Source organism: Corynebacterium hiratae, from assembly GCF_009708045.1.
Classification (GTDB): Bacteria; Actinomycetota; Actinomycetes; order Mycobacteriales; family Mycobacteriaceae; genus Corynebacterium; species Corynebacterium hiratae.
This window is the reverse complement of sequence record NZ_VIOG01000001.1, coordinates 19,682-32,136: the sequence shown is the minus strand read 5'-3', so window position 1 is coordinate 32,136 and position 12,455 is coordinate 19,682. Positions and strand designations below refer to the sequence as shown.

Sequence of the window (12,455 nt, the reverse complement as noted above, 5' to 3'; positions counted from 1 at the left end):
GTGAACTGAGGCGACCGAGACACCTTCCTTTTAAGACAGCGCTGCCTCAATAGCCTTGACGGATTCTTTAATATGCGGGACGGTACCAGCCACGTGGGAGCGGGCATCATTCGGAATGAAGGTCACGTTTGCACCACGCGAAGTCCACTGCTCAACCAGCTGCTCAGCGGTGGAGAAAGGAATCACATCATCGCCGCGGCCGTGCGTAACCACCACCGGAATCGACGGCGCATCGTAACCAATGTGCTGGTCCGCCAGAATTCGGTCAAAGGGCGCAGTAGCAACGAATTGGTCAACGCTCTTTCCCTCATTGCTGATCTGTTCAATGGTGGTTCCTGAAAAGCCAGCCAGCCCCAGGGTGCAGGTGTTGGTGGCGCGCTTGAGAATTGCAGCCCCCTTCTCATTGAGATGAGCGTACAGGTCTTCGCCATAGGAGTTACTCAAGCCCAACAACGCATAGGACTCAAAAAGGAAGTACAGCGTGCCGTCGAGAGCCGGCGGCAGCAACGTCAGATCCGCGGGTGCAGCACCAATGGTTGCTAGCTTGACGTTAAGCTCAGGCGCGTAGTCATCATAGAGCTCCGCTGCTGATGCCGCTGCCCCACCTCCCTGCGAATAGCCGTTAATGAACACGGGGTTGTCACCACTAATATCCCAGCCGTTCAGCTGCTGTGCCGCACGCGCACTATCCAAGACCGCATGCCCCTGGGAGACTCTGTCCATGTAAGTGTGCATTCCTGGGGTACCAAGACCTTCATAGTCTGTCACCACCACCGCATATCCCTTCTTCAAGTATTGCTCGAAGAAGAACTGCTCATAATCCCCCACGCCTTCAGCAATCTTGCGCGACGGCGCACAGCGGTCTGCCACACCCTGGGTACCAGGGGCGAATGCTACAACCGGGCGTGGTCCCGGCTTCGTCCATGCTGCTTTGGGCTCAATAACAATGCCGCTGACTGCCGTTTTCTCTCCCGTGCGGTTGGTAGAGGAATACAGGATGCGCTGGGCCTTGTAGGGGCCGATATTTGTAATTCCGAGGGTATTCGCCGGGTTGCGAACAGGCGCGGAACGGAAAAGCTGGCCGGGGGTGGATGACTCCAGATCTACAGCATCGTGGTAGAAGGCCGAGTATTCATCACCGACCGGACTGTTACCACCAGGTGCTGGTGCTGTGGAGTAATTCTTTAACTCTTCGGCGGCATCCTTAATGTCACCGGATTCGTTGGGGCTCTCCGTTGCTATGGGGTCTTTGAGGGCTTCCTCGGCGAGTGCAGATTCCGGCAGTTCCGGCGCGACGTCCTGCGCAAAGGCAAGAGGGCTTGCTGCAACAACGAGACATGTCGCAGCAAGAATGGGGAGCGGAGATTTCACTGCGTTTCCTTTCTTTTAGCAGTGATAGCGGGATCAGTAATTTTGACATTCTTAATCTATTACCAAGCTAATTATTAAAACTATTCTTATTTTGTCAAGTTTTGTTGACATCACAACCCACCTAATTGCGTGCTTGGCGACGCCCCTCCGAGCCCTTCAGGAACCCCTCCACGCCACGTGCAGTCTAAAAGTGCATGAACCTGCGCGCGGCCTATATCGGTTTCCTCTCCATAGCCACGGTGGCCTACGGCGGCTACCATCTCCTTCCCGGCCCGGACCTGGGTGTGGCTACCGTGCCTGCGCGCGTGGAGGCCCCTGGCTACAACCGCGATGACTTCGGCGGCTGGGCGCCGGGCACCCGCGATAACGTCAAAGCAGCGCAGACCATCGACGGCACCCTCTTCGATCCTTATGCCCGCGCACCTGCGGCGGAGCGCGTCGAAGTCGACCACGTCTTTCCGCTCTCAGCAGCCTGGGACCTTGGCGCCTCAACGTGGCCGCGCGATAAGAAAATGGCCTTCGCCAACGATCCGCTCAACCTTGTTGCCACTGCCCGCAATTTGAACCAAACCAAGTCCGATTCCTTGCCGGCGGACTGGCTCCCGCCCGCCGACCGCTGCGACTACTCGCTGCGCCTTGCCGCGGTGGCGCGCAAATACCAACTCCCGCTTCCCTCCCGCGACTATGCGGTCATGCGCCACCAGTGCCGATTCGATTTCATCTCCCAGCACCGTTAGACTTTCGCTGGGAAAAGCCCCGTATAGAAAGGTAAAGCGCACTCCCCATGACAAGCTTGCTCATCTTCCTTCACGCCTTCGCTGCCATCTTGTTGGTCGGTACCGTGTGTATCTCCACCTCCGCCTTCCCTGCCCAGCTGGCAAAGGCTGGCGCCGGTGATGCTTCGGCCGCAGGTGCCGCCGGCATCCTCAACAAGATCACCTCAACCTATGGCTACATTTCCGCCATCGTTCCGGTCATCGGTCTGGCTGTTTTCCTTACTGACCTGGCTGCCTACAAGTCTCAGGTCCAGTTCCACATTGCGCTTCTGCTCTCCGTCATCGCCTGGGTCATTCTGCTCGTCGTGGTTATCCCGAAGCAGAACCAGGCCATGGCCGCGATTGCTAGCCCGGGCAGCGCCGATGTGGCCAAGCTGAAGAAGCAGCTGGCGATGTTCTCCGGTATCTTCAACCTGCTGTGGGTTGTCTGCGCCATCCTGATGTACGTCTAAACTCTTCGGTTTAGGCCTCAACAGATAAAACCTCCCAAGCTCTCAGTGAGAGTTTGGGAGGTTTTCTCGTGCAGCGTTAAGGCCGCTGCGACGCCTTGCGGAGCCTAGTCGCGCCAACCGCCGCGGCGCCCACCACGGTCGCGGCCACGTCCACCGCGGTCACGGTCGCGGTATCCGCCGCGTTCACCGCGTCCGCGTCCACCGTAGCCGCCGCGGCCACGGTCATCATCGTAGTTCCGGCGAGGCGGGCGGCCGGTATCCTTCTGAATCTTGATGAGCTGTCCGGAAATGCGGGTGTCCTTCAGACGCTCCAGCACTGCCGGGTCCAGGTTCTTCGGCAGGTCCACCAAGGTGTGGCCCACCGCGATGGTAATGCGGCCGAAGTCCTTGGAAGTCAGGCCACCTTCGTTGGCCAGCGCGCCCACGATCGCACCCGGGCGCACGTTCTGACGCTTGCCGACGTCCAGCCGGTACGTCTCAAAGTCCCCATCCGGGCGGCGCGGGCCACGGTCACGGTCGCGGCCACCGCGGTCACGTCCACCACGGTCACGGTCACGTCCGCGCCCATCGCGCTCGAAGCGGTCGCGCTCGCGACGGTCCTTCTTGGTCACCGGGCGCTCCTTGAGCAGGAAGTCCGTCCCGCCCTGCAGCTGCACGGCCAGGGCCGCGGCGATATCATCCATCGCCACGTTCTCCGCTGCGGAGTACTCGCGCACCATGTCGCGGAAGAATTCGAACTGCTTGTCCTCCTGCGAAGCGCCGATGGAGGCGAAGAACTTCTCCTTGCGCTTAGCGTTGACCTCATCTGCGGTCGGGAGATCCATCTCCTCCAAGCGGGCGTTGGTCACGCGCTCGATGGAGCGCAGCATGCGACGCTCACGCGGGGTGACAAACAGGATGGCCTCACCAGTGCGGCCAGCACGGCCGGTACGGCCAATACGGTGCACGTAGGACTCGGTGTCATTCGGGATGTCGTAGTTGACCACGTGGGTAATGCGGTCCACGTCGAGACCGCGGGCGGCAACGTCGGTAGCTACCAGGATGTCCAGACGGCCATCCTTAAGCTGATCGACGGTGCGCTCACGCTGTTGCTGAGCAATATCGCCATTGATGGCGGCAGCGTTGTAGCCGGCCTCCTTGAGGCTATCGGCCACGTCTTCGGTCGCGTGCTTGGTGCGGCAGAAGACGATGATGGCGTCGTAGTCAATGACCTCGAGGATGCGAGTGAAGGCATCCATCTTGTGGCGGTGCGGGGTCAGCAGGAAGCGCTGCGTGATGTTGTCATTCGTACGGCGCTCCGACTTCACAGTGACCTCAGCGGGATCGTTGAGGTACTGCTTAGACAGGCGGCGAATCGAGTTCGGCATGGTGGCCGAGAAGAGCGCGACCTGCTTGTCTTCCGGGGTGTCCTCAAGAATGCGCTCGACATCTTCCTGGAAGCCCATGTTGAGCATCTCGTCCGCCTCATCGAGGACGAGGAAGCGCAGCTGCGAGATGTCCAGGGAGCCCTTCTCCAGGTGGTCGATGACGCGGCCCGGGGTGCCCACGATGATCTGGGCGCCACGGCGCAGCCCGGAGAGCTGGATGCCATACGCCTGGCCACCGTAGATGGGCAGAACTTCGATGCGACCCAAGTGGTCGGCGAAGGACTGGAAGGAGTCCGCTACCTGGAGGGCCAGCTCGCGCGTGGGCGCCAGGACCAAAGCCTGCGGGTAGCGGGCCTCGGTATCGATCTGGGAGAGAACCGGCAGCGCGAAGGCCGCGGTCTTACCCGTACCCGTCTGGGCCAGACCGACGACGTCGCGGCCCTCCATGAGGAACGGGATGGTTTCTTCCTGAATTGGGGATGGCTTGGTAAAGCCCACCTTGGACACGGCTTCCTGAACGTCATCGGGAAGGCCGAGGTGTGCAAAACCCTGGGAGTTGTCGTTGGCTGAAGTTTCCTCAGCGCCGGTGTCCTCAGGGTTATTCGCAGCCCCGGTGTCCTGGTTCGACACCTGCGAAGCGTCCAATGCTTCGCCACCTTGCGAGTTTTCCTGAGATTCCGACTTATTGAATTCTTCCGGCTCGTTTACGCCGCCGGTGGCGTTATCGGTAATGCTCATTGCTCAGACCAGAGTACGGCACCGGCACCCAATTAGCTATTTCGCCGCTGAATTACCCGAGCTTTTCCACCTCGGGCTACTCCTTCGCAGCGTAACGCGTGGCGCGGTCACCGTGTTTGCCGCGCATCGTGACGTGCCCGGACTCGATGAGCTTGCCCAACGCGTAACGCACCTGGCCGCGGGTGAGCTGCGTGCTGTTCACGATGTCCACGAGCGAGAGCTCGCCGTTCCGGCGCAGCGCGCTAAGCACAAGGGCTGGGTTTCCGCCGAGCTTGGCGACGAGCCCGTCTTCCACCACACTGCCCTCCTTCGCTGTCTGTGCTGGGGCAAGCGCGGGCTCAAAGGAAGCAGAGGCGCTGCGAGTCGCGGGGGCGTGCTCGTCATCGCCTCGCCCCGCTCTCCAGAGGATCACGGTGAAGCGAACACCAGTGTCGATGAGGGTCGGCGGGCGCAAGCCGGCTTTGCGAAAGGACGAAAAGACGACCCTCATTCCTCCGCCCTGGCCCTCGATGACGCGCTCGCCATCCTCTAGACGCAATTTCGTGCTCAGTGCATACAGGCGCGGGTTTACAGCGACGGGTGACAGTACCCTTCCCTTGAGTTCTTCCACGGAGATGCCGCGTAGCCCACCCGGGCTGGTCACGATCAGTGCCTGGCGAGTCAGCCGAATGGTGACGAACTTCCCGGCACCTAAGCTTTCCGGCCCGAGGTCTCGGTGGACCACGGCATTAGCTATGACCTCGCGGACCGCCTCGAGGGGAAGCTCGGGAACCTCGCGCAGATGTCCATCCGTGCCATAGACCAAGTCGGTATCGATATTCCGGCGCACCCACGCCACGGCCGCATCCACCAGATCCGGGACGGGCCCATAAAACTCTTCCAGGTTCCGGGTGCGTGGTCCTTCCTCCCCCGCCGGGTATTGCACAGCCGCAGAAATATGCAGGTCGGGAAAGAATCCCTGCGGAAAGCGCCCCAGAGCGTACAAACCGGCCACACTCAGCTGTCCTTGGGCATCGACCACGCGGAATAGCTCCAGTAACTCGGCATCGCTCACATCTCGCAAACGAGGAGTGGCTCTGCGCAGCTCCGCCACTGCTTCCTTGAGCGCCGAATCATCACAAACTTCTAGGCTTGACCCAAGAACGGGAGCTGAGTCATAGGCAATGACCTCGCGCGCGTGCAGCTTATCCACCTCGATCATGCGAAGGTCATTGGAGCTCATGACATAGTCACCGTCCGCCATGCGCAGGTAGGGCCGCCCCCGATAGAGCGCCGGCCGCTGGTGTGGCAGCACGCCTTCGACGTGGCCAAGCACGACAGCACGCCCTTCGACGTACAGGGTCTGAGTCTCAATGAAGGGCGCGGGTTTCACGAGGGTGCGTGCCTGATCCGCCAGGGCGCTTTCGATAGCGCCAGGATCGTCCACGCCGTGCACCGCAAAGCCGGGCTCCGCCACTCCAATGATGACGGTGCCGCCACGCGGCATGTTGGCGAAGGCACACAGAGTAGCCCCCAGGGACTGCGGCATTCCGCCGCGTCCCGATTTCACCTCCACGGTCGTCGTATCCGACTGCAAGAGGCGACAGTGCTCGAGGTAGTCCTCGAGCTGCTCTACTGTCCACATCATGCCTGCAGAATACCGCAGACTGCAAAGTTTTACACTCTAGAGTGCGAGACTTTGCTTTCTAGACCTCGCGGCCGCCGACGAAGGTCTTGAACGTCATCGGCATGCCCGGGCGGTAAGCCAGGTGAATAGCGCTCGGGGCATCGAGGACATGGAGGTCCGCAGCAGCGCCGACTACCAGCGAGCCCTTGGCAGGGCGGCCCTTCGCATCCTTGCCCTCGCCAACATTCTGGCGGCGCAGCGCGGTGGCACCGCCCAGCGTGCCGGCGGCAATGGCCTCATCGAGGGTGAGGTGCTGCTGGAGCACGGCCGTCGTGATGCAGAAGTTCATCGAGGACGTATAGGACGTGCCCGGGTTGAGGTTGGAGGCGATGGCGACGGTCGCGCCGGCGTCAATAAGCTTGCGTCCCGGCGCCAGCGGCTCGCGCGTGGACAGGTCGCAGGCCGGCAACAGCGTGGCCACCGTCTCGGAGGAGGCCAGCGCCTCAACGTCCACATCGCTGAGGTAGTTGACGTGATCCACCGAGGCAGCACCCAGCTCCACGGCGAGCGCTACGCCAGGGCCCTCGCCGAGCTGGTTGCCGTGCACGCGCACGCCAAGTCCGCGAGCCTTGCCGGCCTCGAGCACGCGGCGCGACTGTTCCTCATTAAAGGCGCCACGCTCGCAGAAGACGTCGATCCACTGCACGTGCTCGGCCACGCCGTCGAGCATCGGGCCCACAACCTCGTCGAGGTAGGTTTCGGCCCCTGCTCCCGGCGGCACGAGGTGCGCGCCGAGGAAGGTCACGTCATCGACGTGGCGGGCCGCCACGCGAGCGGCCTCCACCTCGGATTCGGTATTGAGACCGTAACCGGTCTTCGTCTCCAAGGTAGTCGTACCGCCGCGGCGGGCAGCGGCGATGCGCTCCACCAAGAGCTTTTCCAGGCGCTCCTCCCCCGCCGAGCGGGTCGCGTCCATCGTCACGGCGATGCCGCCGGCCTGGTAGGACTCGCCCGCCATGCGGGCCTCAAACTCGGCGGAGCGGTCGCCGTCGAAGATCATGTGGGTATGGGAATCCACCCAGCCCGGCAGAACTGCGCGCCCGCCCAGGTCGACCTTCTCGTCCGCGGCCGGGGCCTCGGAGGCTGGGCCGATCCAGGCGATGGTGCCGTCGGCGTTGGCGATGAGGGAGGCGTCGGCAAGCGTGCCTGCCTCCGACACCGTGCGCAGCTCTGAGATTCCAGTAAACAGGGTGGACATGATCTTCTTTTCCTCTCGTGTCTAGTCGCGGGCCTTGAATTCCATCGGGATGCGCACGCCGCGCACGTCGGCGACTTCCTTGGCGCGAGTGTAACCGGAATCGACGTGGCGGATAACGCCCATGCCCGGGTCATTGGTGAGCACGGCGCGCAGCTTGGCGGCGGCCAGCTCGGTGCCATCGGCGACGGTGACCTGGCCGGCGTGGATGGAGCGGCCCATGCCCACGCCACCACCGTGGTGGATGGACACCCAGGTGGCACCGGAAGAGACAGCGGTCATGGCGTTGAGCAGCGGCCAATCAGCCACGGCATCGGTGCCATCGAGCATGGCCTCGGTCTCGCGGTACGGGGAGGCCACGGAACCGGAGTCGAGGTGGTCGCGGCCGATGACGATCGGAGCCTTGATCTTGCCTTCCTTAACCAGGTCATTGAAGAGCAGACCAGCCTTGTGGCGCTCGTTGTAGCCCAGCCAGCAAATACGCGCCGGCAGGCCCTCGAACTCCACGTACTCCTCGGCGGCATCGAGCCAGTTGTGCAGGTGCTCGTTGTCCGGGAAGAGCTCCTTGAGCGCCTGGTCGGTGACCTTGATGTCCTCCGGGTCGCCGGAGAGCGCTGCCCAGCGGAACGGGCCAAGGCCCTCACAGAAGAGCGGGCGGATATAGGCCGGGACGAAGCCCGGGAACTCGAAGGCGCGCTGGTAGCCAGCCTTGCGGGCCTCGTCACGGATGGAGTTGCCGTAGTCGAAGACCTCAGCGCCCTCGTCCTGGAATTCCACCATGGCCTGGACCTGGGCAGCCATGGCCTCGCGCGCCTTCTTGGTGAAGGTGGTCGGGTCTGCTTTGGCCTCGTTGTGCCAATCCTCCACCGTGATTTCGGTGGGCAGGTAGCTCAGCGGGTCGTGCGCGGAGGTCTGGTCCGTGACGATATCCACGGTGAATTCACCTGCGCGCTGGCGGCGCAGGACCTCTGGGAAGACCTCGGCGGCGTTGGCTACCAAGCCAACCGATAGAGGCTTCTTGTTCTCCTTGGCGTCGAGCACCAGCTTGAGGGCCTCATCCAGGTCGCTAACAACCTCATCGAGGTAGCGCTTGTGCTGGCGGCGCTTCAGGCGGGTCTCGTCCACATCAACGATGAGGCAGGCGCCGCCGTTCAAGGTTACGGAGAGCGGCTGTGCGCCACCCATGCCGCCGCAGCCACCGGTCAGGGTGAAGGTGCCGGCCAGGGTGCCGCCAAAACGCTTCTTCGCCACGGCCGCGAAGGTCTCGAAGGTGCCCTGCAAGATGCCCTGGGTAGCGATGTAAATCCAGGAGCCGGCCGTCATCTGGCCGTACATCATCAGGCCTTCATCCTCGAGCTCGCGGAAGTGCTCCCAGTTAGCCCAGTCGCCGACCAAGTTGGAGTTGGCGATGAGCACGCGCGGTGCCCACTCGTTGGTCTTCCAAATGCCGACCGGCTTGCCGGACTGCACCAGCAGGGTCTCGTCGGATTCGAGATCCTTCAGCGACTCCACGATGGCATCAAATGCTTCCCAGCTGCGGGCTGCACGGCCGGTGCCGCCGTAGACTACGAGGTCCTCGGGGCGCTCGGCAACCTCAGGATCGAGGTTATTCATGAGCATGCGCAGCGGGGCTTCGGTCTGCCAAGACTTGGCGGTGATTTCGGTTCCGCGCGGGGCGCGTACTTCGCGGGGTTCAGACATGACTTCCTTTCGCTCGTGCTTTTCGACGCCCTTCCAAACCCCCAAGGCCGGTTGCCCGGGGCTGTCCCTTGTGGGGCTTGGTCAGCGTCACACATCAGAAGCTACTGTGACGCAGCACCATCTTCTAGGGCTCTTTTTGCCCGCCTGTCTCAGATACAAGACTGTCGCCCGACCAGTATTGGGCGCCGCGCTGCCCATTTCCTCTCACCCCAGCAACACCCAACCCACCAGCCGCCTAGCACCGCCCAGCCCAAAAGTGCAGACCTGGAAGTACATTCATGCAGGTGGGCGTCGTCAAGCGCCGAGGCAGTGCTTGGCGACGACCAGCAGGTCTGCACTTCCAGGTCTGCACTTTTACAAGCGCGGGCCGCGTGCCAGGTGCTTGCCCACCGTCTCCTGGAAATAGTCAGGCCGCGAACTCAACTGTTCTGGGCTAAACCTCAGGACGATATAGCCCTTGTTGAGGATCGCCTGCTGGCGCCGGTGTTCCGCGCGAATCACCTCTTCGGCCTCGAAGCGGTACTTCACGTTCCCGTCGATCTCAATCACGAGCCACCCATTAATGACCAGATCCGCTCGATAGTTCTCAATCACATACTGCGCCTTGACCCAGCGCAGCTCCGGGTAGTCCGCCGCAAGAATCAAGGCACGGGCATAGGATTCCCACGGTGACTCCGCGCAATTGACGCTTTCAGCAACCGCCCGCCGCGCGGCGGCAACACCCTTAACTCTCCCCATAGCGCCGAGCGTCTCACTGATCCAGAACTGGCCAACATTGCGCGCCCGCACGTCATCGGCGGCAACGAGCCCCTCCTCAAATCCATAGAACCGCGCAATATCAATGGCCGTGCGCTCCAGGGTTGACACGCGAATCCCGTGAACCACCGTCTCTTTACCGCGCAAGTCCATGCGGCGATAACGGACAGTGGCTTTAGATCGCGGAGGTACCGAGTTCGAAGGCAACGTTGCTCCCATTCGGTCGGCGGCACAACCAGCGGAATTCCGTGAATAAGGGCGGCGGATTTTCCCACTAATGTTGCCTTGGGCAAGGTCAACCCGAGCACATATGCCTTCGTGGTCTCCTTCTGCCACGACTTGAGTTCGTGCCAATGCATAATCGGCAGTACGAAGCACCACGCCAGTTTGGCTACCTTGCCGGCGTGCACCTTCTTCCACCGGGGATCATCATTGGGTAGCTTGCGAAGGTCGATAAGATGCTGGTCTAAGAAGTTAAAGAGTTGTTCATTGTTCATGCACTACTCATAACCCAGCTTTGTGTGCCTCGCCACAGATAGGCTTCCGTTCTTCGCCTCCGCCGCACTACCTGCAATCCGGTGCCCAGCCAAAAGTGCAGACCTGGAAGTGCATTCATGCAGGTGGCGTCGTCCAGCGCCAAGGCAGTGCTTTGCGACGACCAGCAGGTCTGCACTTCTAGGTCTGCACTTTTGGAATTGAGAGGGCAAGAGAAAAGCCCCATGGCACATGCCATGGGGCGGGAGGTGTTTAGCGCAGCGTGCCGACGGCCCCCTCTACCGCAGCCACCAGCGCACCCTCCTTGACCAGGCGCACGGTCTCCTCAATCTCCGGGGAGAGATAACGGTCGGTGCCCGGACCTTGGACGGTCTGGCGCAGAGCATCGATGACCGCGCCGGTACCCTTGGCCGGCTGGCCCTCGCGCATATCGATGGCGCGGGCGGCGGTAAGGATTTCGATGGCGAGGACGCGCTGCAGGCCATCGACTGCCTTGCGCAGCTTGCGGGCACCCGACCAGCCCATGGACACATGGTCTTCCTGCATGGCCGACGACGGAATGGAATCCGCCGAAGACGGGTTGGCCAAGCGCTTGAGCTCAGAGACGATGCCCGCCTGCGCATACTGCGCGATCATGTGGCCGGAGTCCACACCCGGGTCATCCGCCAGGAAGGCGTTGAGGCCGCGGTTGCGGGCAACATCGAGGAAGCGATCGGTACGGCGCTCAGAGATGGAGGCCAGGTCAGCCACGACGATGGCCAGGAAGTCCAGCGCATAGGCCACCGGCGCGCCGTGGAAATTGCCGTTGGAGACCACGCGCCCGTCCTTGGCCACCACCGGGTTGTCGACGGCCGCGGCCAGCTCGCGCTCCGCAACCGTTGCTGTGTGCGCCACGGTATCGCGGAAACCGCCAGCCACCTGCGGCGCACAGCGTACGGAGTAGGCGTCCTGGACTTGCTTCTTCTTAAATTCCTCGAGAGCGGCCGCGAGAATCTCCGATCCCTCTGCGACCTGCAGGATATTGGCCGCAGCATCTGCCTGGCCTGGGTGCGGGCGCAGCTGCTGCAGGTCATCGGCAAAGACCACCAAGGTACCCAGCAGGCCCTCCACCGTCATCGCGGTAGCGATGTCGGCGGTCTTGGCCAGCTCGCGCAGGTCGGTAATGGCCAGGCAGAGCTGGCCCAGCATGCCATCGGTGCCGTTAATCAGTGCTAGGCCTTCCTTCTCCCGCAGCTTGAGCGGCTCGATACCCGCAGCGGATAGGGCCTCGGCGGCCAGGGTGATGTCGCCGCCATCAACGCGCACCTCGCCTTCACCGAGCAGCGCCAGTGCGCAGTGCGCAAGCGGTGCCAAGTCACCGGAGCATCCCAGGGAACCGTATTCGCGGACCACCGGGTGGATGTTGGCGTTGAGGACCGCAGCATAGGTTTCCGCCACCACCGGACGCACGCCAGTACGCCCAGTGCACAGGGTGGACAGGCGCAGCAGCATGAGCGCGCGAATGACCTCTTGCTCAACCTCCGGGCCCGTGCCTGCTGCATGCGAGCGCACGAGCGAAAGCTGCAGCTGCGCGCGCATCTCCTCCGGAATGTGGCGGCGCGCTAGGGCACCGAAGCCGGTGGAAATGCCATAAACCGGAGTCGGATCCTGGGCCAGCTCCTCGACACGCTCGCGCGTGGAGGCGATTTCCGCCAGGGCATCCTCAGAAATCTCCACCTTCGCGCCATAGCGCGCAACGGCCACGACCTCCTCGATGCTCAGCGCACCGATACCCACGGTCACGGTGGAGGGATAAGAATTAGACATGTAAGGCTCCTTTGACGTCGCTGCGGTACCCCGCCCCACCACCCGCGTGGAAGGGAAGAAGGCACGCGAAAACACGTACTTGCTTTCACAAGAATAGAAAAATAGTGATACGCGCGACAGCCTTACGCGTTG

The 12,455-nt window shown here is 62.3% G+C and carries 9 protein-coding genes; 2 read left to right on the top strand and 7 right to left on the bottom strand.

What is annotated here, in order from left to right; genetic code table 11:
- Positions 1-30: 30 nt before the first annotated feature.
- Positions 31-1,371 (bottom strand): lipase family protein, encoded by a 1,341-nt coding sequence (locus FME68_RS13120; RefSeq protein ID WP_328287652.1) that lies wholly within the window; start codon positions 1,369-1,371, stop codon positions 31-33.
- A gap of 194 nt (positions 1,372-1,565) precedes the next feature.
- Here FME68_RS13120 and FME68_RS00110 point away from each other — a divergent pair, with 194 nt between their 5' ends.
- Positions 1,566-2,108 (top strand): HNH endonuclease family protein, encoded by a 543-nt coding sequence (locus tag FME68_RS00110; RefSeq protein WP_158395278.1) that lies wholly within the window; start codon positions 1,566-1,568, stop codon positions 2,106-2,108.
- Positions 2,109-2,155: 47 nt separating this feature from the next.
- On the top strand, positions 2,156-2,599 hold the full coding sequence (locus tag FME68_RS00105) for a hypothetical protein (RefSeq protein WP_046648900.1): 444 nt from the start codon (positions 2,156-2,158) through the stop codon (positions 2,597-2,599).
- Between the two features lie 104 nt (positions 2,600-2,703).
- On the opposite strand, the gene FME68_RS00100 is transcribed toward FME68_RS00105, so the two are convergent.
- The 6 genes from FME68_RS00100 to hutH form a co-directional block, all read right to left on the bottom strand.
- Positions 2,704-4,704 (bottom strand): DEAD/DEAH box helicase, encoded by a 2,001-nt coding sequence (locus FME68_RS00100; RefSeq protein ID WP_158395276.1) that lies wholly within the window; start codon positions 4,702-4,704, stop codon positions 2,704-2,706.
- 76 nt (positions 4,705-4,780) lie between these two features.
- A complete protein-coding gene (locus tag FME68_RS00095; RefSeq protein ID WP_158395274.1) occupies positions 4,781-6,331 on the bottom strand; it encodes an ATP-binding protein in 1,551 nt (516 codons plus the stop codon).
- Positions 6,332-6,389: 58 nt separating this feature from the next.
- Positions 6,390-7,568 carry an imidazolonepropionase gene (gene hutI, locus FME68_RS00090; protein WP_158395272.1) on the bottom strand — a complete coding sequence of 393 codons (1,179 nt, stop codon included), beginning with the start codon at positions 7,566-7,568 and terminating at the stop codon, positions 6,390-6,392.
- 21 nt (positions 7,569-7,589) lie between these two features.
- Positions 7,590-9,266 (bottom strand): urocanate hydratase, encoded by a 1,677-nt coding sequence (gene hutU, locus FME68_RS00085; RefSeq protein ID WP_158395270.1) that lies wholly within the window; start codon positions 9,264-9,266, stop codon positions 7,590-7,592.
- 354 nt (positions 9,267-9,620) lie between these two features.
- Positions 9,621-10,175, bottom strand: coding sequence for a DUF559 domain-containing protein (locus FME68_RS13115; protein WP_230308834.1), 555 nt, complete (start codon positions 10,173-10,175; stop codon positions 9,621-9,623).
- Positions 10,176-10,769: 594 nt separating this feature from the next.
- Complete coding sequence (gene hutH / locus FME68_RS00075; protein ID WP_158395268.1) at positions 10,770-12,323, bottom strand: histidine ammonia-lyase; 1,554 nt, start codon at positions 12,321-12,323, stop codon at positions 10,770-10,772.
- Positions 12,324-12,455 lie beyond the last annotated feature (132 nt).